This is a genomic window from Ammoniphilus sp. CFH 90114 (assembly GCF_004123195.1).
GTDB lineage: Bacteria > Bacillota > Bacilli > Aneurinibacillales > RAOX-1 > YIM-78166.
The window spans coordinates 13,255-36,320 of record NZ_SDLI01000012.1 but is presented as its reverse complement, the minus strand read 5'-3'; the positions used below and the strand labels follow the sequence as shown (position 1 = coordinate 36,320).

Sequence of the window (23,066 nt, the reverse complement as noted above, 5' to 3'; positions counted from 1 at the left end):
GGTTCACCATGAAAGAATGGTTTGAGAAGTCCTTCCAGGAGGATTATCTGAAGATCTATGCCCATCGAGATGAACAAAAAGCTACCCAGGAACTAGAGAAACTCATCCCTTACCTTCATATAAAACCTGGCCAAACCGCTCTCGACTTGTGCTGTGGCCAAGGACGACACAGCCGATGGTTGGCTCAATTAGGCCTTCGAGTCATTGGGGTGGATTTATCTGCCGTGCTTTTGCAAGAAGCGATTCGCCAATCCTTGAATATTCCAGTCTTGTACATGCGAGCGGATGCTAGAGAAATTCCCTTTTCAGAAGAGATGGATCTCGTGTTTAACTTGTTCACCAGCTTTGGGTATTTCCTTGAAGATTCAGAAAACGAAAAAATATTACAGCAAGCTAGTAAGGCCTTAAAACCTGGTGGTTTCTTCTTATTTGACTATCTGAATCCAGAACACTTACGGACTCATCTTGTCCCTACTTCTGAGAGTGAGCAAGCTGGTATGAAAATCCTGCAACGGAGGACAATTAACGAGGAGTTTGTACAAAAGCAAATTATAATCCAAGAAGCCGGGGAGAGTACTCGACACTATGAAGAAAGAGTAAAACTATACAGTGCAACACAGCTAGAAGAAATGCTAACAAGACAAGGGTTCGAGATCTTGCACTTGTTTGGGGATTATCAAGCTACCCCATACAATAATTATGATTCAGCTCGCATTATTTTTATTTGCCAGAAGGGAAGAAAATGATAATACCCGAAGAATCATGCCAATCACACTAGGATGGCAGTTCTTCGGGTATTTTTTTGGTGCAGTTTAGAAATGACCACCCGCATGAAGAAAAGTTCCCTCAATTCGAAGATATAGAACATTCAGTTCACTAATTTTTCCTGATAGTTCATTCAACTCATCCATAATCTCGAAGAAGGATTCGGGGCGATGCTGTAGCTCTTCATATTTTTGCATATAGCGCTTATCAAACTCTTGGATTTTTGCTGGAATTTGGGATGTAATTCCTTGTGTTTTTTCAAAAAAAGCTGCCGTTTCTTCTTGGTCCCATTGTTCAACTGGCACGTAGATCACGGGCATATCAAGCTCAATTCGGTCGTCAAAAATAAATGTATATTTCATATAGCTCTCCCTCCGATATAAACAAATTATACACGATGTTTACTTGGTTTTGTAGTGGAGGAAGATGTTGGAGCTGCCTAGAAAGTGGAGGAGACCTATTGAAATCTTTTTTCAATCCGTTATTCTAGTAAGAGGAAACGATACATATCAACTCTTGGAGGAAACTTCTCATGCTTAAGTGGTTACGTTCCTTTTCAATGGAATTGACAGGTGCCGCTCTATTAGCAGCAGCCCTTTATATTTTTCTCAGCCCTCAGTCACTGGACAGCGGGTCAGCAGACCGTGCTCTCTTTAATATTCCTTCATCTGTTCTAAGCTTGAATACCATTTTCCTAAGCATCTTAATTGAAGCTATTCCCTTCGTTCTGATTGGCGTTCTGATTGCAGGCATCATCCAGATTTTCGTAACCGAAGACCATATTCGAAAATGGATGCCGAAAAATAAATTTTTAGCTGTACTCATGAGCTGTGTATTAGGGGCTCTCTTTCCTGCTTGTGAATGTGGAATTGTACCTATCGTTCGCCGACTTATTCATAAGGGAGTTCCCTTATATGCAGGAATAGGCTTTCTCCTGACAGGCCCGATCATTAATCCAATTGTTATTCTCTCGACCTATATGGCATTTGGGAATGATGCCAAGATGGCCGGTTGGAGAATGCTACTAGGGTTTGTCGTGGCTCTCGTCATCGCAGCCATTGTTGCCCTAGTCTATAAAGGAAACCAGATGAAGAATGAATTTATTCCCCTTCATACCATAACCAATCAAACTCAGAAGCAACCCATGATGAAGAAAATCCAGCACACGCTGCACCATGCCATTGATGAATTTTTCGACATGGGTAAATACTTGATCATTGGAGCCTTTTTGGCAGCCTTAGTTCAAACGTACGTATCATCAGCGGCCATTCTTCAATTAGGGAGCAGCATCGTCACTTCGACCCTTGTGATGATGGGACTAGCCTACTTGCTGTCCTTATGCTCAGAGGCAGATGCCTTTATTGCTGCTTCGTTCCGCAATCTATTTGCTCCAACAGCTCTCTTAGGTTTCTTGGTTTACGGTCCGATGTTGGATCTAAAGAACACCTTTATGCTAATGGCCGTGTTTAAGTTCCGATTTGTTCTGGTTCTTATGGGCTTAATCACCATGACCGTCTTCTCCAGCGTCTTAATTAGTCAATATTGGTTTTAGAAAAAGGGGAGTGATCCTTAGTGAATATTCAGCATGTAATTCGAACCTTTATCTTATTTGGCTTTGCCGCGCTTATCGCAAAATTGCACCTGACAGGGGATCTTGGAAAATATATTAATGTTAAATATTCCACGATTAGCCTCATCGCGCTAGCCATTCTTTCTCTTTTATTTGTCGTACAACTTACCCGTATAAAGAAGTCCTCTTCTAGGGAACATCCTGATCACGACTGTGGCCCGAGCTGTGATCATTCCGATCTGCATCGATGGTCCATAAAGGGAGTACTGGCCTACCTGCTATTGCTATCTCCGATTCTCTCAGGATTCATCCTTCCTCCGAAGACACTAGATGCCTCGATGGCAGCGAAGAAAGGGGTACTCATGCAAACGGCCGGAAGTATGCCTTCCCCATCGTTTCCTGATACCCAAGCAGTTGATCCTTCATTTTCTGAAGAGGAACCGTCTATTCTTTATTTTGACGACCTGTATACAGAATCGCTGGACAGAATGCTTCAGCAACCGACTATTGTCTTTAATGATTTCGACTACGTGGAGTATGCCGACACCATTTCATTTCATCCTTATGAATTCATTGGCAAGGAAGTGGAGATGACCGGTTTTGTATATAGAGAAGAAGGAATGGCGTTCTCACAATTGGTTATCGCTCGATTTATTATCACTCACTGTATAGCGGACGCAGGGGTCATTGGATTCTTGGCCGAGTGGGAAGGCGCCGATACCGTTCAGGAAGATAGCTGGGTTAAGGTCAAGGGCACCATCGAGGTTACTCAATACGGAGATTACGAATTGCCTTTCATTCAAGTTTCTGAATGGGAAATCGTAGAACCGCCAGCAGATCCTTATGTATATCCCAAGCTGAATTAATTTTTTGCTGAAAAGAGGATTGAGATCCAATAGAATTGGAAAAGATGCTCTTAAGTAAACAGTTTTGGAAACGCACAAGGAAGGATGAGGAGATGGAACGTTGTCCTCTATTCGACGAGCAACAGAAGTTATTCTCCGTACAGCTTCATTGTGAGGCTACAGACGAAGATCTAAAGCAAGAAATTGAATTGGTGCAGCTCTATTGTCACGGGGAGTTTAAGAAGTGTCTTCGATATCAGACTTACCATGACCTGAGGATTGAGTATCTCGTTCGAAAAAAACTTGAGGCAGAGTTTGGAGCCTAAAATCTCCAAACAATGTCAGACATACTTTGTTTTTCGAAACCACATCCTATAAGTACGCTCTTAAGAGAGAAAAGGAGCGAACTATAGCGGAAGGTGGTTTTTTACTTGAACAAACCAGAAAACAAGAGTCTATTTACTCGAATTTTCAAGCCGCTTAGTATTGTTAGTTTGTTGACTGTCGGATTGCTCACAGGATGTGGAGTCGACCGAGGAGCTGATGTTAACCGATACGACGGAGTGTATAATGTAAACGACTATACAGGTCGTGTGAATCAGTTCCAAGGGCGTAATTATGACGCTACTGGACGTGCTGTTCCATTCACAGGGAATCGTATGGGAACCAATAATAACCGTTACGGTACTGGGGCAGGAGTAGGAACAGGCCTTGGTCTTGGGACGGATAGAGGAATTGGGGATACGCGTCTTGGAACTGGAATGGGTACAACAGGGAACATCTATGATAATAACTTCATGACGGAAGACCGTATAAACCAAAACATGATGAACCGAGGTACAACAACCCGTCGATAGGCTGGAGGTCTCTACCTCCGCCTTTTTTTTAACCATTGAATTTATTCGTCAGGGAGGGTATATGAGGATGGCTCAAAAAAAGAACAAGACTCATCTTAATCCAGAACTGCGAGATATTGGCACACATATGGCTGGTCTACTCAATCAACACGAGACGCGCGAAACCAGTCAGCCTGAAATAATTAACCCGCCTGCCGTACCTAACCCCGGTCCTTATGATACCAGGACTGGAAATTACGAATAGCTTTTGATGAGGGAAGGCGGCCAATGAGAATATGGCCGCCCTTTTACTAATGTTGAAAAAATGTCACAGATCAAAAATGCCTCTACCTTGTTAAATTCCTGCAAAACCGTCATAATGGTTAATGGTAGCGAAATTGACAGAAAAGAGGATTTGCTCATGAGCTTCAATGATACGTTTATTAATGCCTGTTTAAAAAAAGATATCAACCACGCTCCCGTATGGTATATGCGTCAAGCGGGACGGTACCAACCAGAATACCGGGAAATCCGTAAAAAATATAGCTTGTTGGAAATTTGTAATATACCTGAACTATGCGCAGAGGTGACGATCCTACCTGTCCAACAGCTAGGCGTAGATGCCGCCATCCTATTCTCCGATATCATGGTGCCGCTAGGACCTATGGGAGTAAAATACGATATTATAGAAAAACGAGGTCCCGTGCTCGAGACTCCGTACCGCACTGCGGCAGATATTAATAGCCTTCGTCCGCTGCAGCCAGCAGAGGATCTTTCCTATGTACTTGAGACAATCAAGATCCTGGCTAGAGAACTTAAAGTGCCGTTGATTGGATTCACAGGTGCTCCCTTTACATTAGCCAGCTATATGGTGGAGGGCGGTCCATCCCGCAACTACATTCGTACCAAGCAGCTAATGTACAGCCACCCTGATGTGTGGAATAATCTAATGGAAAAACTAGGCGACATGGTCGTTACATACTTATATGCCCAGGTAGAAGCTGGAGCAAAGGCTGTTCAAATCTTTGACAGCTGGGTAGGTGCCCTTGCCCCTGCAGATTATATGAAATACGTCTATCCGACAATGAAGAGAATCTTCACTGAACTAAAGGACCTACAAGCTCCAAAGATCTATTTTGGAGTAGGATCTGGAGAGCTTCTTCCTTACTGGAACGAATTAGATACAGATGTGATTGGCCTAGATTGGCGCGTTTCGATTCCTGAAGGAAGGAAGAGAATCGGAGACCGCTATGCTGTTCAAGGAAACCTTGACCCGACATTGCTTCTTGCACCATGGCCTGTACTAGAGGCTCGCGCGAAGGAAATCATCGACCAGGGATTAGAGAAGCCAGGTTTCGTGTTTAATTTAGGACACGGAATCTTCCCAGAAGTTCCAGGCGAGATGCTCAAACGTTTGACAGACTTTATCCATGAGTACAGTGCCAGTGTGCTGAAAAATCGGTAAAAAGGGGATAACAATGATGAACAAGAAAACACTAGGCCTGTTGGTAATGGCCTACGGAACCCCTGCTAGTCTTGATCAGGTCGAGGCATACTATACCCATATTAGACGAGGCAATCCACCAACTCCTGAAAAATTGCAGGAGTTGGTAGAGCGCTATGAGGCTATTGGTGGAGTTTCTCCGCTCAATGAGATCACACAAAGCCAAGTAAGCGAACTCGAAAAAAAGCTAAATCAACTATCGGAAGAATACACGTTTAAGGCTTATATTGGGATGAAGCATGCACATCCTTTTATTGATGAAGCGGTTGCGCAGATGGCTGACGATGGAATAACAGAAGCCGTCGGAATTGTACTGGCTCCACACTATTCCGTTATGAGTGTCGGAACCTATAACAAAACAGCAATGGAAGCAGCGCTTAAGCATCAGATTAAGTTAACCTGCGTGAAAAGCTATCATCTAGAGCCCAAGTTTATTGATGCTTTGGTCCAACGGGTCGAAGCCTCTCTATCTCGGTTTGAGACGGACGTCCAAAAAGATGTCAACGTACTCTTCACGGCTCACAGTCTTCCTGAAAAGATACTAGAGATGGGAGATCCTTATCCTGAACAGTTAAGGGAAACCGCTCAAGTCGTCGCAGAAAAGGCTGGAGTAGCGAATTGGGATAATGGATGGCAGAGTGCAGGCCAAACAGCTGTACCGTGGCTAGGTCCTGATCTCCTGGACCAGATGCAGACACTCCGAGATACGGGTGTAACCAACCTCATTGTTAGTCCCATAGGTTTTGTGAGTGACCATTTAGAAGTTCTTTATGATATTGATATTGAAGCTCAAAAGCTAGCTGAAGAATTAGGAATTCATCTCGAGAGAACTTCGTCTCTCAATGCAGATCCATTATTTATCGAAGCCCTATCCCATGCAGTCATGAAGGAACTTACAAAATAGACTGGGGTTAAAGACATGGATAAACAAAAACACATCATGGTAGTAGGCGGCGGGATTACAGGTCTTACCGCTGCTTATTACTTACAAAAACAAGTCAAGGAAAAACAGTACCCTATTTCCATTACTCTGGTGGAGAAAAGCCATAGCTTGGGCGGCAAGATTCAGACCGAACACACAGATGGTTTCGTAATTGAGAAGGGACCAGATTCCTTCTTAGCGCGTAAACCCGCCATTATGAACCTGATAGCTGAACTAGGATTACAGGATGAGTTAGTAGGAACGAATCCAGCAGCAAGGAAGAATTACATACTGCATCAGAACCGTCTTCATTTAATGCCACCCGGTTTGATCTTAGGAATTCCTACTCAGATTACGCCTTTTGTTCGTACCGGATTGATCTCCCCACTTGGAAAAGCTAGAGCTGCTATGGACTTGTTGATCCCTTCGAGAAAAGAAGAAGGCGACGAATCCCTGGGTGGTTTTCTCCAGCGGCGACTTGGCCGAGAAGTAGCTGAGAATATTGCAGAACCCTTACTCTCGGGGATCTATGCCGGGGACACTCAGATGCTTAGTCTAGATGCCACCTTCCCTCAATTTAAATCGATAGAGAAAAAATATGGAAGCATTATTAAAGGGATGCTGCTGAGTCGCAAATCAGGAGCTGCAAGCCCGCAGCCTCAGCTGGACTTACCTCCTGGGATAAAAAACAGCATGTTTTTGACCTTCCGAAATGGTCTGGTCACTTTAATCGATGCTATGATCAGGGAATTAGACCAGGTCACGATTCGGACGAATGATACGGTTTCTGAGGTCATTCCGCATGAAGGGGGAGGGCAATACACGATTCATACACAGTCAGGCGAGGAAATACTAACGGACGCGATCGTTCTAGCTACTCCTGCTTTTGTAACCAAGGGTATTCTTAAGGACATCGATATGTCCGAGGCCTTATCACAAACCCCTTATGTTTCGGTGGCCAACGTAGCCCTGGCTTATGATCGTAAGGATATCGAGCATCCTCTGGATGCTTCAGGATTCGTTGTTCCACGTAAGGAAGGTCGCAGCATTACAGCATGCACGTGGACGTCATCGAAGTGGTTGCAATCTTCACCCCATGACAAAGTTCTCCTTCGCTGTTACATCGGTCATTCTAGAGACCAAAGCCATGTGGAGTGGAGCGATGAAGAACTGCTTCACCGGGTAAAAAAAGATCTAAAAGAAATTCTCGATCTAGGGGCTGCTCCCATTTTCCACAAGATCACACGTTGGAAGAATTCCATGCCTCAATACCGTGTTCACCACCTCGATCGGCTACACCAAGTACGAGCTGAACTAGAAGTTAAACGACCAGGTATTTACCTAGCTGGCGCAGGATATGAGGGGGTAGGCATTCCCGACTGCATTGGACAAGGAAAGATGGCCGCCGTTAAACTAATGGATCATCTTATGAGGTCATAAACAAAGAAAAAAACTCTAATCATGAAGATTAGAGTTTTTTTACACCCTTTATCTTAACTTTAATAATATGGTTGTTCGGTATTTCCTAAACAGAAAATAAAACGAGAGGTAGATCAATACAGAAGAAACAGCAATATTAATAAAAGTTCCTGTAATATACTGTAAGCTCCCCGAATGCTGTAAACCACTGACCGTTTCATCTACAGCCTCTAGATAATGAACCTCATTCAGGTCATTTACCTTACTTGGCTCACTAAAGATGAAGCTTCCCACCTTATAATTCAATAAGAACAGTATGGGCCAAATCGGGGCTCCCATAACTCCTCCAATCACAGCAGCCACAAGATTGACTCCTGTCAGCTTCGCAAGGGCTATAGAAAGCATAGGACCAAGACCAAAAGTAGGAAACCAATTCGGAACAAACCCTAGGGTCAGACCCATGGCAATTTGGTGAGGGCCTGCCTTCAAGCGAAACAAGCGGAGGAGGTAATACTTCAGACCTCGTTTGAGTTTCCGTTTCATACCGATTCACCTAACAATCCTGTTTAATATTTGTAACCTTTATTATATCAAACAAGCAGGACTGATTTCTATGAATCAGTTGTTAAAAGTGCTTTAACCTAAATATATCAATAGTTTACTCATAATGAGGAACTAGACGATTGAGATGGGCGACCATTTCCATACAAGGTTGAATAGAAGCATGGGGACGCCCAATCGATTGCTCTAACAAACAATCATAGACCAAAAAATCGGACTCCGGATTTCCCGTAGGCAAAGCTACAAATCTTTGTCTTGGTTGTGGCATGTATTCTATCATATTAAAAACCCCCATCAATTTAATCACATAAATATAGTTTTCTCATGAAAAGCTCTAGCTATACATAGTTTTTCTTGATTCAATTCATTGGTATAATGTGGAGGAGGAAATTATGTATGAATTTTAAAAGGAAGGCAGGGAGCCATGTTGAAAAAGTGGAGTGAGATTTCATCCCTTGATGAATGGAGAGAGAATTGGGAAGCATCTGGTGAACATCCCGTAGTGATCTTCAAGCACAGTACAGCTTGTCCGGTTAGCGCGGAAGCCTTAAGGGAGTACGAGCAGTATATATCTAAGATATCGGATACCGAGGTCAAGTACTTATTGGTTAAGGTAATAGAATCTCGTCCTATTTCCAATCAAATTGCCGAAGACTGCCAGGTCAAGCATGAATCCCCACAAGCCCTTGTGATTAAAAACAAGCAGGTAACCTGGAGTGCTTCCCACTGGAAGATCACGGAGAGCTCGCTAAAACAAGCAATAGATGGATAAAACCAAAAAAGCTACTGAGTGCAGTAGCTTTTTGTTTTATTTTATAATTCTATTCTTATTCTTAAAGGTTTGGACAAGGGAGTTAATATTTTGGTAGCAATCTACACAAACTCGATTGTTGCGGATAAGCGTACCACAACGGTCACAGGGATAATCTAAATTCGGGTAATCTTCCAGAACAATACGCTTCTTGAGAATAAACTTTGTTATCCGTTTTACAGAAAGACCTGTAGCCTCACTCACGTCCTGTATCGTGCTCTTAGGATTGCTCTTTAAGTATGATGTACACTTCGCAATATCTTCTTCAATCTTCTTCACACAGTCAGGACACATATCAATACGGGTTCTAACGTATAACTTTCCACACTCTGGGCAGTTAGATAAACTCATGACGGATTCTCCTCTTTCTTTTCATACTATTTACGTTGTCGCTAGAGCATCTGCAAAAGCCTTAGCGTAAGGAGGAAGATCAGGAGGGCGACGACTAGACACCACATGACCATCTACCACGACGGGTTCATTAAGCCAGATGGCACCTGCATTTTCCATATCATCCTTAATACCAGGGGTACTGGTTACTTTTCTACCTTGAAGGATTTTCGCAGATATCAAGACCCAGCCTGCGTGACAAATTTGTCCGATTGGCTTTTGGTGTTGATCCATCCATTTTACCATGTTCAATACCTCAGGATAACGTCTTAACTTGTCCGGTGCCCAACCCCCAGGCACAAGGATACCATCGTAATCGGAAGGATTGATTTCGGAGAACGAATAGTCTGCTATGGCAGGGACACCATATTTTCCTACATAGGTCTCTTTTGCCTTAGGACCAACTAAATGAACCAAAGCCCCTTCCTCTTGTAACCGCATGACAGGGTACCATAGTTCCAAATCTTCGAATTCATGATCGACTAAAGCAATGATCTTCTTGTCCGCTAAGCGCATTCAGGTCGGCCCCTTTCCATCGTCAACGTTTCTATAGATTATTATATCAAATATTTTGGTATAATGGTTGGTAATCCTAAGAGAGAGGAGGGGAAGAGATGAAACCCTTACAGATCTCCCCTGAAACTGCCGTTAAATTAGCCGAGAAACTGAAAGTTCCTCTAGAACAACTCATGCATATGCCCCAGCATATCCTCATGAAGAAGCTCATGGAGTTAAGTACGGAAGAGGAAGAAAAGAAAGAAGAAAAATAGAGGATGGCTCGTATGAGCCATCCTCTTCTGCTAGAGAGAAGAGTGATTGTGCAAAATATGCATGGACTTAATATAGTTGTCTAAACCTCTCATCGTGGTAATCCCACGTCGTTCAAGCCGGTCTATAAATTTTAAGAATAGCTCAGCGGTCATCTTTGCGTCACCGAGTGCATGGTGGCGATTCTTAATCGGCACGTGGTAGAGACCAAGGAGATAATCTAAGTTATGTAGTTTCTGAGAGGGATGTAGATGATAGGATAATGACATCGTGTCAATGGTCGGATTGGTTAATTTGGAACGAACATACCTTTTCAATTGAATATTTATAAAGTTCAAATCAAAATCGGCGCAGTGAGCCACCAAATAATGACCTTCAATGTATTGAAGAAATTTGTGAATCACCACGAGCGCAGGGGGAGCATCTTGTAGATCCTCCTCCTTGACCTTGGTAATTTCAGCCACCTGTGAGGGCACAGCTCGATAGGGATTAATCCATTCATGGAACACTTTTTCCTCGTTGATCTCCCCATTCTTGATAAGAACAGCACCAATAGACAGCAACTCATCGCCAGCATACGGGTGGAAGCCGGTCGTCTCGGTATCGAAGATCACAAAGGTGGTATCCTTCAGTGGAAGAGAGGGGTCATGCCTATACCTCTTGGCTTGAAGCAAGAGATCTGAGATAGAGGTTAGCAGCTCTGGATTGTAGGATATGGTTGTCTTCTTATCGAACAAGATGTACTGGATCCACTTTTTAAAGCCTGTGATCATAAACGAGCTCCTCCTACATGGAATCGGCGCGCAATCATCTGCTGTACCCATTTCGCCGTTGATAAGGCTCTTTTGAGCTTAATATAATCCTGTTTCGTTAATGACTTTACACAGATCGAGTTACTTAAGGGAACCCCGGTTGTCATCTGGCGCAAATTCTCCTGAATGCGAAAGACCATGAGTGTGTTAAACGCCTTTTCAATCTCCTCAGCTTCTTCTAAAGTAAAAATTCCTCTAGCTTGCAATGCCGCTAATCGCTCTAAGGTTGATATAGCCGTCACGCCAACATGAAGGGAGAGAATTCTCATCGCGTTGACAATATGCATGACCGCCCCATGCTTCAAATTAATAGAATCTGGAATGTCCGCTCCACGATCCGTAATAATTCTTCCGAAAGCCCCGAGAGGAACATGGTATTCTAGATCATCTTCTGCTAATCGATGGATGAGGTAGTGGTTCCTTTTACTAATCAAGTAAGTTCGAATCTCTTCCGCTAGGGCCATCTGTCCGTAGGCCCCACGAAAATCCAAGAAAATCGTGAAATTACGAAGTTCGTCCCCCTCCAAGCTCTTGTACCATTGATCTACTTCTTGCTTCCATTCCGACACACTGTGGCACCAGCGTGCATTCGTAGCCATGACATTGCCTGTACAACGGGGAAATCCGCATCGTTCAAGTCCTGAAACCATCTTCTCGGCAAACTGTGCAAAGTAACCCACCACCTTTTCCTTTTCGTCAGAGGATACATCCTGATAGATGATGGCATTATCTTGATCCGTACTTAAGGTTTGTTCTCGGCGGCCTTCGCTACCCATGGTTAGCCAGCAGTATTCTACAGGAGCCAGTCCCAGACCCTCAGCTGCCATTTCTTGTTCCGAAAGTACGATGAGTCTTCGAAGTAATCGATCATTCAACTCCGTAATAAGGGTACACATTTCATGTGCCGTTGCTTGTTCTTTAACCATGGATTCTAATATCTGATGGATCTGCTTTTTACAATTTGCCAATCCCTCGATGGACTGCTGGGACTCAATCGTATCGACTACCGATAGAACAGCGTTCCCTCTTGCCTGGGTTAAGTTACGCATCGTAACGATGCCTTCTAATCGGCCGTCTAATGCTGTAATCGGAATATGCTTCACCTGATGCTTGACCATCATAAGCAAAGCCTCATAAAAGTAGGCATCTGGAGGGAGAGTGAGAAGTTCTCGAGTCATGAGTTCATGGGCCTGCAGTTGGGAGATCAGGGTTGGCTGGTTGGCTACAGCCCGAATGATGTCTCTTTGCGTGACAATCCCTTGTGGAACCTGGTCTTGACTTACGATGACAAGAGAAGAGATCTGGGCTTTATCCATTCTTCTAGCCAGCTCTAACAGCGAATCCTCTAATCGAGCGGTTAGAACGGGTGTACTCATGATTTCTCCGATCTTTTTTCTATAAGGGTAGGTATCGAGCCCATGGGCATGATAAGAATACTCCTCTTGTATTTTCTCATAGAGATTGTCTAACCGTTGACTAACCATCCGAACCATCTTTTCTGAAAAGAGAAGGTTTTCGCGCAGGAGATCCGAAAAGAGATGATGTGGAATGCGAAGAAGAAGAAGTTCACTCATCGATTGAACCGAAAATTGGGTCTTCCTGTGGGTAATGGCAGAGATAATCCCAATAAGATCACCCGGATGATAGAAGAGAACCGCCACTTCTTCACCTTGATCGTTAATGAAGGTATTTTTCGCTACGCCTTCTAGCAGTAAAAAAATATCATCATTGGTTTGTCGCTCATGGATTACATAGTGATATTTCGGAATCCGCTGAAGCTCGCCACTCAGCAGTAAGCGATCTTGTTGTTTTTCCTCTAACACTTGAAAAATAGCGTGCTCTTGTAAAAATTGCTTCTGCTGATCGTACTTCATTGCTTTTCCCCCTATATAATCCATTAGATTAGGTTGTCTAACGGAAAACGTGATAACTCATTAATCGATGAATTTCCCTCGTCAATTCCTGCTCGTGCGCTCCAGAGTAACCTTCACCGTTCCAATCAATCGTCCCATCCTGATGATAAATCCCACTCAACCATTGTCCTTCTATTAAGAATTGAAAATGCCATGCCTTGCGGAAGTAATCCTTTCCTTTGGTCTCTCTTAGCTGAAAGTGGGTGATCACGAGTATTTCCTCCTCACTATTTTCTCACTATTGATTGTTGTTTGAAAAGTGAAACCTTTATGTCATTGTACCTGAAAGTAGAGTGGATTTTTAGTAAAAAGGACTCGGATGTACAAAATAAAAGAGATGTTCTTAGAAGAAAGGATTGGATTACCTTATGAAAAAGCTTTTACTGGCATTGGGTCTCGTCATGTGTATCATCTTTCTACTGGGGTCCATTGAAGGAAGGTCCATGGCAGATGCCGCCAGTGGTTATGTCAACATTCGAAACGTATTTGAATCGATCGGTGCAAAAGTAGACTGGGTACCGGATCAGCAAATGATTCGAATTGAAAGAGCAGGTAACCAGATTCAGCTCACTGTCGGCTCGCGTATCGCCTTTAAAAATGGGGCGCGAATCACCATGGATCAGCCTGTACGGATTAATCCTTCCACCCAATCTTCCGAGATGTCTACTCGTTTCGTCCATCAACTCGCGAAGGCAGAGAGAAGAGAGAGGCACTATCGCGTGAAGACAGATGATAGCTTGTGGAAGATTTCTAAGCGCTTCGGCATTTCTGTCGATCAACTAGTGCAGTGGAATCATCTGTCATCGCCTCAAGTTTACCCTGGACAACACTTGCAGGTCCAAAGTCCTTATTATACGGTTCAATCAGGGGACACTTTAAGTCGAATAGCGGCTATAACAGAATCGGAAGTATCCGCCATTCGTGAAGCAAATCAACTTACAAGCGATCTATTACAGCCTGGACAAACTCTTTATATCCCGCCTCAGCCGTCCCTGAAGCCGCCTGATATGTTCACAAACGCTTTATTCCCCTTGATTGAGGGGACTTATCAACCATACCAAAACGGCTATGGAGATCGAAGAGACTACTCGACAACAGGGAATACGAGAAGTCATGAAGGAATTGATATCTTTGCCACTAAATGGATTCCAGTGTTCGCCATAGAGGATGGTCGAATCATCCGAAAAGGGTGGAATACCTATGGAGGATGGAGACTAACAATTGAATCAGAAAATGGTATCGCATTTTATTACGCACATTTAGCTGGATACGCAGCAGGGACGGATCTAAGAGAAAAGGTGACGAAAGGACAGTTAATAGGCTATATAGGATCCACAGGTTACGGAGAAGTGGGAACCAAAGGCATGTTTGAACCACATTTGCATTTAGGCATGTATGACACGTCAAGTCCGACATGGAAACCCATGAATCCGTATTGGTATCTGAAATGGTGGGAATTTGAATAAACATTTTGATCCGAGATTTGGAGGGCAACCCCCTCCATTTTTACAGCTTAAAAATAGGGTTACAAAATATCAGTTTTGTTACTGTATTGGTGAGAAATTTAGTTTGATCCGGTGATTCCATGATCCTCTAGCTAATTATGTTATGAGCCTGGGNAGAAATTTAGTTTGATCCGGTGATTCCATGATCCTCTAGCTAATTATGTTATGAGCCTGGGAAACCTAAAAAATGGTCACTTTTTACACATTAACGGAAAAATATCCGGCTATTTTCAGCTTTTTTGGCCCTCTGGTTAAAATAACGGAAAAACCTCCGCTTAACACCAGCTGCTTTTTCAATCTAGTACGAAAACGCTTACAACCAACTAGGAACCGACATAACCGGAAAAATTTCCGTTATTCTTACATTTGAGGTATTTTGGCCTGAAATAACAGGAAGATTTCCGCCTAAGGGCCCCAAAAACCTAAAAAATGGTCACTTTTTACACATTAACGAAAAATCTCCGTCTATTTTGAGCCTTTTTTACCCTCTGGTTAAAATAACGGAAAAACCTCCGCTTAACACCAGCTCTAACCAGCCCAACTCCCAACTCACTTCCACCCTCACCCCAACTTCTCCTTCAACAGCTCATACAAGTGACCTACCGATTGCATGGCATACCTCTTCTCTACTACCTTTCCTCCCTTCACAACCACTAGACATGGAACACTCTCGATTTTCCATTCGTGTGCCCATTCCACATGCAAGTTAATATTCACCTTGTAGATCTTCACCTCAGGTAACGCCACCTGGACAACTTCTAGCATCCGCTCCCCGACCTTACACGTCCCGCATAAAGGGGTATAAAAGTAGAGAGCTACAAAGTCATTCTCTTCCTTTTTCCATTCTTGTAACATCGATCTCCATCTCCTTGTTTATTTCAGAGCCCAATTTGTCCAAACTAATGATACACTACTTCCGTATTCAAGGAGGATTCAGATTGGAATTAATCCCTAAGAAGCTGTTATTCTTTCTGATTCGATCCCGAAATCGCGTATTCATCCCTTTTGTGATCGTGTATGTCCTATTTTGCTCTTATCTTGCTTTTGAAATTGAGCCTTCTACCTTTGGAACCTACTTTAATGCCATGTGGTGGGTGATGACGACTCTCACCACTGTGGGGTACGGGGATTATTCCCCCATCACCACACTCGGTAGAACGTTTGCTATGTTCCTTTATATTACCGGCATAGGGATTTTTGGAGTTGTTATAGGTAAAGTTATAAACTCCATTACTGTGATGAAAAGATGGCGAGAGGAAGGAAAAATGAACTTTACAGGCAAAGATCATCTCATTATCGTAGGCTGGAGTGCCAAATCAGAATTAGCTATTCGAGAAATCCTCACCTCTGAGCCCCATGTTGAGATCGTTCTCATAGCAGACTTGAGGAAGACACCTATACTTGAAGAGCGTGTTCATTACGTCAGAGGTAGAGCGACTGAGGAACAGACTCTATTATCCGCTAATATTCTCAAGTCAAAAGGGGTCATCATCTTTGCCTCCTACATTCAAAACGATGTTCACATCTCTGATCCCATCCTATTAGACGGAAAGACTCTTCTCGTGGCGACAGCCATCAATGCACTAGAGGAAAAATACAAGGCAAGGATTCATGTGACCGTTGAGGTTATTAACCAGGATCATATCAACATGTTCAAGCATGTCCGAATCGAAGAATTCATCCCTTCCTACGAAATGGTCTCTCATGCTGCGGTAAGATCCTTGTTCACGCACGGAGTTACCGATATCTATGCTGAACTGATGAGCCGAACTTACGGTGAGAACTTATACGAGATTGAAAAGCGCCCCCACTGGAATACGTACCGTGAGGCCTTCTTCGAGCTTCTTGATGAAGGTGCGACCCTGATCTCCGACGGTAGTGACCTCTATATTAATCAAAAGCTATCCGATCCCATTCCACCTAAGGCAAAGCTATTTGTGATCTGTGACAGAGAAACCTATGATAAAATCAAGGCTGCTCCTCACTCTTAGAAATAATGAACCCCCCTCAAAACTGAGGGGGGCCTAACCTAACTATTACTTATTATCAAAAAACTCGCTGTAAAGAGCCTGAACCGCCTTTACTTCATCCACGCCTTTTACTCCGAACATCATGCTGACCTCGGAGGAACCTTGGTTGATCATCTCGATATTGACCCCGGATTTCGCCAAAGCACTTGCTGCTCTAGCTGTTGTTCCTACATTATGTCTCATGCCTTCCCCAACAATCATAATCATCGCGAGGTCGCGCTCGACCACAACATTATCTGCTCCAAGCTCTGAATAAATACGATAAACAATCTCTTTCTCCGCTTTTTCATCGAGTTGCTTCTGGCGCAAGATCACAGAGATATCATCGATTCCAGAGGGTGTATGCTCGTAAGACAAGCCGTAATCTTCAAGGATGTGGAGGAGCTTACGTCCAAACCCTACTTCACGGTTCATCAAATATTTACTTACATAGATACTGCAGAATCCAGTGTCACTAGCAATTCCACTAACCGGACCGTTCGTAACATCTCGTTCAAGCACAATATTCGTCCCTGGAGCTTCAGGATTATTCGTATTCTTGATGCATACCCGAATGCCTGCACGGAAGGCCGGAATCAACGCTTCATCATGGAACACAGAAAAACCAGCATAGGAAAGCTCCCTCATCTCTCGATAAGTCAACACCTTGATTTCCTTCGGGTTCGAAACCATGTTAGGATTAGCGGAAAATACAGAATCTACATCTGTAAAGTTTTCATAAAGAGAGGCATTCACCCCTGCAGCAAGGATGGAACCGGTAATGTCGGAACCTCCACGTGAAAATGTAACAATCTTGCCTTCCTTGGAATAACCAAAGAATCCCGGTACAACTAAGATCCCTGTACGCTCTCTTAAGGTACGCAAATTATCATAGGATTCTGGGAGGACCTGGGCGTTGCCTGGCTCATCACTTACCAGCAGTCCAGCCTCCTGGGGATTCACGTAGTATGCCTCATGTCCCTGACTGTTAAAATATTGAGCAACAAGCTTGGCACAATTGTCTTCTCCACTTGCTTTAATCGCATCCATGTAACGAGCCGGATTCGAACGGTCAGCATGAAGAATCTCTAGTAAATCCATGGATATCCGGTCTACGATTTCCTCGGATAATCCAAGCTCTTGAGCAATGTCCCGATACCTCGATACAACTGCTTGAAAAGCGTCGTTCCCTTCCCCATGCTCTAAGAATTGCTCTGCACACGCAATGAGCAAGTCCGTCACCTTCGTATCTTCCTTAAAACGTTTCCCCGGTGCGGAAACGACGACAACTCTTCTTTCTGGATCGGAAATAACGACCTGATAAACCTTCTTTATTTGTGCTGCGGAAGCAACCGATGTTCCGCCAAACTTTGCTACCTTCATCTTGATCCCCCAATTTGATTTCTGAATAAACCTTATTATCTCTCTATTTTAGTTTCCTTGCAATCCTTTTTCGCCGCGTTAAAGTAAAAACGATGTTGCCAATAATAACCTTTAGGTCACGTTCTACCCTTATCCAAGCAACTGACCCTAAGACGACTAGTAGAAAAATAAGCAAAAGATAAATCATCGAAACTTGACCTTGAGCAACAAACAAATAGGCGATCTTGATCCATAAAATATGAGATAAATAGATAGGAAAAGTATTTCTCCCTATAAAAGTAATAAAACTAACAAGCCTGTTGGATTCCACCCTTGGATAGAGCCCACCTAGTAGTAATAAAGCAAGAACAGAAAAGGGAACCAGAAAAGGGGTATAATAAATAAAATAAGTTCTCCTACTCTCAACCAAAAATACGGCAAACAAAAGATAAGACAAAGCCATACATACCCTTATAAGGATCTTATTCCCCTTTTTTGCAAGGGTGACTACTCTCTCCTGATGAATTGCAAGCAGCAGTCCTAGAGCGTAGAATGACATCCAATGCAGGGGCAATCTCGCGTCCGTATTTAGATAGAACGTGTCCAACGAGCCTTGCCAAATGGATTGCTCCGCCGTATAAAGCAACCCCAGATGAAGAATCACGACGGATACTAGAACTCCAGTCAACGAGCTTGCTGTCATTTGCCTTCCCCCTAACACGATAAAGGGAGTCAAAAGGATAAAACCAAAGTATGCGACCATAAAGTACAAATGAACCTCAGAATATCCGAAAACAACGCTAGACAGGACCCCTAGGTCGGGTCGCAAGTAATAAATGTCTGGTGTAAAATAATAGACGGTTGACCAGATTAGATAGGGAATACCGTATGTTCTCGCCTTATGTAACAGGAATGAATCCCAATTGTCCATTCCCCAGTACTTATTATAGGTCATGAAGCCGAGAACCCCAATAAAGACAGGCACCGCAAAGCGAAACAGCATATCGATGATCTGCCCCATAACGACAAGGGGATGATCTGCTGTAATCAGTAGCTCGATATGGATGACGATAACCCCAAGGATGCTCCATCCCTTAATAAAATCTAGAAATCGGAAACGTTCCGCCATACGTTACAGAACTCCCCCCTTCTCAGCTACCTATTAGATTAGTATACAAGAGCAGAGAGGGTAAAAAAAGAAAGGATCCTTCTATGTTAAGTGAAATCCCAGATCATCTACGCGAACATTTGCTCATCTTATTTGTCGGTTATAATCCTAGTATCCGTTCAGGAGAGACGGGACATCATTACGCTAATCCCAATAACCGTTTTTGGACGATCTTGCACCGTTCTGGCTTAACCCCAAGAAAGTATACAACAGAGGAAGACCGCGACTTGTTAGAGCTTGGTTATGGATTTACGAACATCGTAGCAAGACCCACCCGAACGGCGCTAGAAATTACAAAAGAGGAATACCAAGAAGGGCGAGAGTTATTGAAGCAGAAAGTCTTGAAATATAAACCTAAAATCGTATGTTTCGTAGGCAAAGGAGTGTACGAAGAGTATAGCGGAAAGCGTAATCTTGGATGGGGTGTTCAACAACCTCCGGTCATGGAAGGCGTCGTGGAGTTTGTAGGGCCCTCCTCCAGCGGTTTAGTCCGCATGAAGATTGAGGAAGTCGTTGATATTTACCGGGGCTTATACGACTTAGTTGCACCCTATCAACAAAAACCATAAAGAGAGGAGTTTCCCCTCTCTTTATGGTTTCGTTTCCTCTACTGATCGTTCTCTTTCCTTCTTTCTCTTTTGGCGGCGAATGAATAGCCAAACAACTACACCTATCGGGAGGTAAACAAACAAGAGAAACGGCAAGTAAGTCACCAACAACACTACGCTCTGAGTAAAGAACTCTCCCACTCCACCTAGGGATTGGACAAATCCGGCACGCGCCTGGGTCCAAGGCTTATCTTCTACATACTCCGCTTCCTTTACCTCTTGTATGCTCAACTGAATTGTGGACAGATTAGCCATATGATCTAAATAGCGGTTCTTCCCTTGCAACGCTTCGATCTCACCACGAATACGAAACAGCTCTTGCTGAATCTTAATAATATCCTCCATTTTATCGGCTTTCGCCAGTAACTTCTGAACTGCTTCTTCTTGTAAGGTTAAGTTTTGGATACGAGCCTCATTATCATAAAACTGCTCCGTCACATCATCTCCCTTTTGCGAGATATTGACGGACTTTCCGATGGCTTGGAGCTGTTCAACAATGGAAAGATAATTCTCTTGCGGGACCCGCAACGTAAAGAAGGCTTCCCGCTCATTTTCCCGATACTGCTCAATGGAAGAAGACTGTATATACCCTCCAGATCGATCAATCAACTGTTGCACAAGCTTCAGCGCAGGTTCAAGCTCCGTCACTTTTTGACGCATTTCTGCTGTTTTAATAATCTTTCTCTGGTAGGAGGCTGTTTGTTCGAGATTCGCAACTTCCCCTTCCGAGAAACCAGCAGGTCCTTCTGCTGTAACTGATTCTTTCGCTGCATAATCCATTGCACTCTGGTTACTCGATGAACCATCTTTTGCTTCCTGTTGACCACACCCGGCTAAAAGGAGTAATACAAGCCCCATCATTGCCTTCAACAACCACAACCACTTATTGCGAACCATTGTTTTGCCCCCTGTCTACTCTCTTTACTTTTATTGACGTAAGAAGATCGAGAAAAGTTGAAGCCCTTACCAAGTTTTTTATAATGAACAGTTGAACTTCGTCTGACATAATGAGAAAAAACGCTAAAAAGGAAATAGGGTAGGTATGATGAATCATTTAGAATATAATATGAAAGTATGGGATAAAAAGAGAAGAAAAGCGCAAGCTCAAACGATCATTGCAGGATTGGTATTCGTAGGGCTCCTCGTGGGGATTGGGGTTAACGCCACGATGATATTCTCTCCTACTCATTCCTTCCCAACCTTTAAGTTCGGTGTGTTAGCAGGGATTACGCTTATTTTCTTACTATTATCTCTATCTACTTGGACGAATTACAGTTTCCTCTATCATTACTTTACTAGTCAATGGATGTACACGAGGCAACCTGAATCACTTGAACTTCTCACAGGTACGATAGACTCTATGGATTCCGTACGGATGCCTTACATAGGATCGTTTAGGCGTATTCAGCTCCGTCTTCAGGATGGAGATACGATTACCCTCTATATCAAACCTGAATTGATCAGAGGAGTACAACCGTCGGAACGCATACGAGTGCTTACTTTTCATATGTTTGCAGTAGAGGTTACATTTTAGAACGGGGGCTATAAGGATGTATTTTGATGCCCATATTCATCTCGACCAATACGATACAGATCGCTTAGAAAGTTCAATAGAGAGTTGGAGAAGTCATGGAGTACGAGGGGTCTTAGCGGTTTCGACAGACCTCAAGTCCTCTTACACCACATTAGAGCTTAAGGCCAAGTATCCTGACTTTGTCTATGCTGCAGTAGGCTATCACCCTGAGTTAGCTCTGCCGAAGGAACAAGAACTTTATGAATTCGCTGCTCTGGTGGAAAAAGAAAGACGAAATATATCAGCCATCGGAGAAGTGGGGCTCCCTCACTATCAGTTCTATGGCATAAAGGAACAGCCATCTTTGGCTCCTTATGTAGAAATCCTTCGTTATTTTTCTCAACTAGCCGTTCAACATCAGCTGCCTATCCTTCTTCATGCCGTTCATGACAAAGCCGAACTTGCACTAAGGATCATCCAAGCACAGCAAGTGAAGCTGGCCCACTTTCATTGGTTGAAGGCTCCGCCTCAGGTTACACGTCTTATTGTAGAGGCTGGATATTATATCTCTGTGACACCTGAAGTATGCTACCGACCCCGGGATCAGGAATTACTAAATCAAATCCCCTTGTCTCAATTATTGCTTGAAACAGATGGTCCATGGAAGTACGATCCACCGTTCCATAACCTTGCGACAACCCCCTTACTCCTACAGGATGTCGCTAACAAGGTATCTGATCTTTATCAACGACCGCTAGAGGACGTGTTGGAAGCTTGCTGGAGGAATGCACAGTGTCTACTTCAAATACATAGATAAAGAGAGTGTCCCTATCAGGTCGGTAAAACCGAATCCTAGGGAGCACTCTCTTAGAATCTTCAAATCACTGTTAGTGTGTCTCAATATACTCGAATAGAAAGGACTGCCCGTTCCGATAAAAACGAGGATCATAGATTCCCAATCGTCCCTGTTCTTTCACTACAACCACAAACGGCGCCCATTGGTATAATGTCCTTGCTCGAGTGTTCTCTTCAAACAAATAGTCTAGATTGGTCTCTTCAGCTGTCTGAAGTTGAATTTCCATCTTTGGTGTTCCCCAGCTAGTAGCTCCCAGTATTTCGACCTGTTGATCTCTCTTGCCTATCACTTTAAAATTCCAAGGAACGAAGTCAGCTGATAAGGCAACTTGCTCATATTGATCCTTCACATTCTGGTAAATATAAAAGCCTTGTGCAGATTGAAGGAGAAAGTGAACAGCAATGAGCAGCCCAACTCCTTTAAATATCTGATGTGTTGGGTACTTCCGTAAGCGACTTAGGATAAAACCAAATAAAATGATCGTCCAGACCACAAAATCTATAATAGGTATCGTTCCAAATGTCAATCTCACGTTGGAGAAGGGTTCTAAGTAGCCCGTCCCCCAAGCATTAAAAATATCGCTGGTATTGTGGATAAATACAGCTAACAATCCCGTGTAGAAGATTCGTTTGTCCTTCACTTTCCAAATCAGATAGCAAACAGCAGTAAGGAGTAGAGCCCAGACAGGAACCAAAAATACAGAGTGGGTGATACCACGATGCCACATCAGGTAGAGCCCCTGTTGATCCCACCACTTTGATACCACATCAATGTCAGGAATCTGACTTCCTATCACAGCCGTAAAAAGCAAAGAATGTTTCATCGGCTTATTCATTTCTTCTTTATTGATTGCTTTATAAATTGTTAACCCAAACAACGTATGTGTAATCGTATCCATGCTTCCCCCACATAGAGTAGAATCTAAACAC

29 protein-coding genes are annotated in these 23,066 nt (G+C 43.4%); 16 read left to right on the top strand and 13 right to left on the bottom strand.

Going from position 1 to position 23,066, the window contains the following annotated elements; translation table 11 throughout:
• The first annotated feature begins 8 nt into the window (after positions 1 to 8).
• On the top strand, positions 9 to 746 hold the full coding sequence (locus EIZ39_RS21390) for a class I SAM-dependent methyltransferase (RefSeq protein WP_129202698.1): 738 nt from the start codon (positions 9 to 11) through the stop codon (positions 744 to 746).
• Between the two features lie 66 nt (positions 747 to 812).
• On the opposite strand, the gene EIZ39_RS21385 is transcribed toward EIZ39_RS21390, so the two are convergent.
• Positions 813 to 1,127, bottom strand: a complete 315-nt coding sequence (locus tag EIZ39_RS21385; RefSeq protein WP_129202696.1) for a hypothetical protein — start codon at positions 1,125 to 1,127, stop codon at positions 813 to 815.
• A gap of 170 nt (positions 1,128 to 1,297) precedes the next feature.
• Between EIZ39_RS21385 and EIZ39_RS21380 the strand changes: the two genes are divergently transcribed.
• From EIZ39_RS21380 to hemY, 8 genes are all read left to right on the top strand, one after another.
• Entirely contained in the window at positions 1,298 to 2,317 is a 1,020-nt protein-coding gene (locus tag EIZ39_RS21380) for a permease (protein ID WP_129202694.1), read from the top strand.
• 20 nt (positions 2,318 to 2,337) lie between these two features.
• Positions 2,338 to 3,201, top strand: coding sequence for a TIGR03943 family putative permease subunit (locus tag EIZ39_RS21375; RefSeq protein ID WP_129202692.1), 864 nt, complete (start codon positions 2,338 to 2,340; stop codon positions 3,199 to 3,201).
• Positions 3,202 to 3,293: 92 nt separating this feature from the next.
• Positions 3,294 to 3,506, top strand: coding sequence for a hypothetical protein (locus EIZ39_RS21370; protein ID WP_129202690.1), 213 nt, complete (start codon positions 3,294 to 3,296; stop codon positions 3,504 to 3,506).
• 105 nt (positions 3,507 to 3,611) lie between these two features.
• The gene (locus tag EIZ39_RS21365) at positions 3,612 to 4,037 is read left to right on the top strand and encodes a hypothetical protein (protein ID WP_129202688.1); all 426 of its coding nucleotides are present in this window, start codon (positions 3,612 to 3,614) and stop codon (positions 4,035 to 4,037) included.
• 61 nt (positions 4,038 to 4,098) lie between these two features.
• Positions 4,099 to 4,281: a hypothetical protein gene (locus EIZ39_RS21360; RefSeq protein WP_129202686.1), complete on the top strand. Its 183-nt coding sequence runs from the start codon at positions 4,099 to 4,101 to the stop codon at positions 4,279 to 4,281.
• Positions 4,282 to 4,437: 156 nt separating this feature from the next.
• The gene (gene hemE, locus EIZ39_RS21355) at positions 4,438 to 5,481 is read left to right on the top strand and encodes a uroporphyrinogen decarboxylase (RefSeq protein ID WP_129202684.1); all 1,044 of its coding nucleotides are present in this window, start codon (positions 4,438 to 4,440) and stop codon (positions 5,479 to 5,481) included.
• Between the two features lie 16 nt (positions 5,482 to 5,497).
• A complete protein-coding gene (hemH, locus tag EIZ39_RS21350) occupies positions 5,498 to 6,424 on the top strand; it encodes a ferrochelatase (protein WP_129202829.1) in 927 nt (308 codons plus the stop codon).
• 15 nt (positions 6,425 to 6,439) lie between these two features.
• Positions 6,440 to 7,882, top strand: a complete 1,443-nt coding sequence (gene hemY, locus EIZ39_RS21345; RefSeq protein ID WP_129202682.1) for a protoporphyrinogen oxidase — start codon at positions 6,440 to 6,442, stop codon at positions 7,880 to 7,882.
• A gap of 48 nt (positions 7,883 to 7,930) precedes the next feature.
• Here hemY and EIZ39_RS21340 read toward each other — a convergent pair whose 3' ends face one another.
• Together EIZ39_RS21340 and EIZ39_RS21335 are read right to left on the bottom strand one after the other, a co-directional pair.
• Positions 7,931 to 8,404, bottom strand: coding sequence for a DUF2062 domain-containing protein (locus EIZ39_RS21340; protein ID WP_129202680.1), 474 nt, complete (start codon positions 8,402 to 8,404; stop codon positions 7,931 to 7,933).
• Between the two features lie 115 nt (positions 8,405 to 8,519).
• Positions 8,520 to 8,702, bottom strand: coding sequence for a hypothetical protein (locus tag EIZ39_RS21335; protein ID WP_129202678.1), 183 nt, complete (start codon positions 8,700 to 8,702; stop codon positions 8,520 to 8,522).
• Positions 8,703 to 8,846: 144 nt separating this feature from the next.
• On the opposite strand from EIZ39_RS21335, the gene ytxJ reads away from it, so the two are divergent.
• A complete protein-coding gene (gene ytxJ, locus EIZ39_RS21330; RefSeq protein WP_129202676.1) occupies positions 8,847 to 9,194 on the top strand; it encodes a bacillithiol system redox-active protein YtxJ in 348 nt (115 codons plus the stop codon).
• A 36-nt stretch (positions 9,195 to 9,230) separates the two neighbouring features.
• On the opposite strand, the gene EIZ39_RS21325 is transcribed toward ytxJ, so the two are convergent.
• Together EIZ39_RS21325 and EIZ39_RS21320 are read right to left on the bottom strand one after the other, a co-directional pair.
• A complete protein-coding gene (locus EIZ39_RS21325; RefSeq protein ID WP_129202674.1) occupies positions 9,231 to 9,584 on the bottom strand; it encodes a flagellar protein in 354 nt (117 codons plus the stop codon).
• 30 nt (positions 9,585 to 9,614) lie between these two features.
• Complete coding sequence (locus EIZ39_RS21320) at positions 9,615 to 10,139, bottom strand: type 1 glutamine amidotransferase domain-containing protein (protein WP_129202672.1); 525 nt, start codon at positions 10,137 to 10,139, stop codon at positions 9,615 to 9,617.
• Positions 10,140 to 10,237: 98 nt separating this feature from the next.
• Between EIZ39_RS21320 and EIZ39_RS21315 the strand changes: the two genes are divergently transcribed.
• Positions 10,238 to 10,393, top strand: coding sequence for a YycC family protein (locus EIZ39_RS21315; protein ID WP_129202670.1), 156 nt, complete (start codon positions 10,238 to 10,240; stop codon positions 10,391 to 10,393).
• Positions 10,394 to 10,423: 30 nt separating this feature from the next.
• On the opposite strand, the gene EIZ39_RS21310 is transcribed toward EIZ39_RS21315, so the two are convergent.
• The 3 genes from EIZ39_RS21310 to EIZ39_RS21300 are packed head-to-tail and all read right to left on the bottom strand — an operon-like array spanning position 10,424 to position 13,327.
• Positions 10,424 to 11,164, bottom strand: coding sequence for a 3'-5' exonuclease (locus tag EIZ39_RS21310; RefSeq protein WP_164985234.1), 741 nt, complete (start codon positions 11,162 to 11,164; stop codon positions 10,424 to 10,426).
• The gene (locus EIZ39_RS21305) at positions 11,161 to 13,077 is read right to left on the bottom strand and encodes a DUF294 nucleotidyltransferase-like domain-containing protein (RefSeq protein ID WP_164985233.1); all 1,917 of its coding nucleotides are present in this window, start codon (positions 13,075 to 13,077) and stop codon (positions 11,161 to 11,163) included. Before EIZ39_RS21305 ends, EIZ39_RS21310 begins: the two co-directional genes overlap by 4 nt.
• A 37-nt stretch (positions 13,078 to 13,114) precedes the next feature.
• Complete coding sequence (locus EIZ39_RS21300) at positions 13,115 to 13,327, bottom strand: DUF5342 family protein (RefSeq protein WP_129202663.1); 213 nt, start codon at positions 13,325 to 13,327, stop codon at positions 13,115 to 13,117.
• A gap of 157 nt (positions 13,328 to 13,484) precedes the next feature.
• On the opposite strand from EIZ39_RS21300, the gene EIZ39_RS21295 reads away from it, so the two are divergent.
• The gene (locus EIZ39_RS21295; RefSeq protein ID WP_240675900.1) at positions 13,485 to 14,582 is read left to right on the top strand and encodes a LysM peptidoglycan-binding domain-containing protein; all 1,098 of its coding nucleotides are present in this window, start codon (positions 13,485 to 13,487) and stop codon (positions 14,580 to 14,582) included.
• Positions 14,583 to 15,182: 600 nt separating this feature from the next.
• Here the strand turns inward: EIZ39_RS21295 and EIZ39_RS21290 are convergent.
• Positions 15,183 to 15,476, bottom strand: a complete 294-nt coding sequence (locus EIZ39_RS21290) for a thioredoxin family protein (RefSeq protein ID WP_129202659.1) — start codon at positions 15,474 to 15,476, stop codon at positions 15,183 to 15,185.
• Positions 15,477 to 15,559: 83 nt separating this feature from the next.
• Between EIZ39_RS21290 and EIZ39_RS21285 the strand changes: the two genes are divergently transcribed.
• Positions 15,560 to 16,612, top strand: coding sequence for a potassium channel family protein (locus tag EIZ39_RS21285; protein ID WP_164985232.1), 1,053 nt, complete (start codon positions 15,560 to 15,562; stop codon positions 16,610 to 16,612).
• 45 nt (positions 16,613 to 16,657) lie between these two features.
• On the opposite strand, the gene EIZ39_RS21280 is transcribed toward EIZ39_RS21285, so the two are convergent.
• Both EIZ39_RS21280 and EIZ39_RS21275 read right to left on the bottom strand, forming a co-directional pair.
• Positions 16,658 to 18,013 carry an aspartate kinase gene (locus tag EIZ39_RS21280; protein ID WP_129202655.1) on the bottom strand — a complete coding sequence of 452 codons (1,356 nt, stop codon included), beginning with the start codon at positions 18,011 to 18,013 and terminating at the stop codon, positions 16,658 to 16,660.
• 43 nt (positions 18,014 to 18,056) lie between these two features.
• Positions 18,057 to 19,121 (bottom strand): acyltransferase, encoded by a 1,065-nt coding sequence (locus tag EIZ39_RS21275; protein WP_129202653.1) that lies wholly within the window; start codon positions 19,119 to 19,121, stop codon positions 18,057 to 18,059.
• Positions 19,122 to 19,204: 83 nt separating this feature from the next.
• Between EIZ39_RS21275 and EIZ39_RS21270 the strand changes: the two genes are divergently transcribed.
• Positions 19,205 to 19,729 (top strand): mismatch-specific DNA-glycosylase, encoded by a 525-nt coding sequence (locus EIZ39_RS21270; protein ID WP_129202651.1) that lies wholly within the window; start codon positions 19,205 to 19,207, stop codon positions 19,727 to 19,729.
• Positions 19,730 to 19,750: 21 nt separating this feature from the next.
• Here EIZ39_RS21270 and EIZ39_RS21265 read toward each other — a convergent pair whose 3' ends face one another.
• Complete coding sequence (locus tag EIZ39_RS21265; protein ID WP_129202649.1) at positions 19,751 to 20,665, bottom strand: DUF4349 domain-containing protein; 915 nt, start codon at positions 20,663 to 20,665, stop codon at positions 19,751 to 19,753.
• Between the two features lie 145 nt (positions 20,666 to 20,810).
• Between EIZ39_RS21265 and EIZ39_RS21260 the strand changes: the two genes are divergently transcribed.
• Together EIZ39_RS21260 and EIZ39_RS21255 are read left to right on the top strand one after the other, a co-directional pair.
• Positions 20,811 to 21,302 carry a hypothetical protein gene (locus EIZ39_RS21260; protein WP_129202647.1) on the top strand — a complete coding sequence of 164 codons (492 nt, stop codon included), beginning with the start codon at positions 20,811 to 20,813 and terminating at the stop codon, positions 21,300 to 21,302.
• 16 nt (positions 21,303 to 21,318) lie between these two features.
• Complete coding sequence (locus tag EIZ39_RS21255; RefSeq protein WP_129202645.1) at positions 21,319 to 22,098, top strand: TatD family hydrolase; 780 nt, start codon at positions 21,319 to 21,321, stop codon at positions 22,096 to 22,098.
• A 70-nt stretch (positions 22,099 to 22,168) separates the two neighbouring features.
• Here the strand turns inward: EIZ39_RS21255 and EIZ39_RS21250 are convergent, their stop codons facing one another.
• Positions 22,169 to 23,035, bottom strand: a complete 867-nt coding sequence (locus EIZ39_RS21250; protein ID WP_129202643.1) for a metal-dependent hydrolase — start codon at positions 23,033 to 23,035, stop codon at positions 22,169 to 22,171.
• Positions 23,036 to 23,066: the final 31 nt, after the last annotated feature.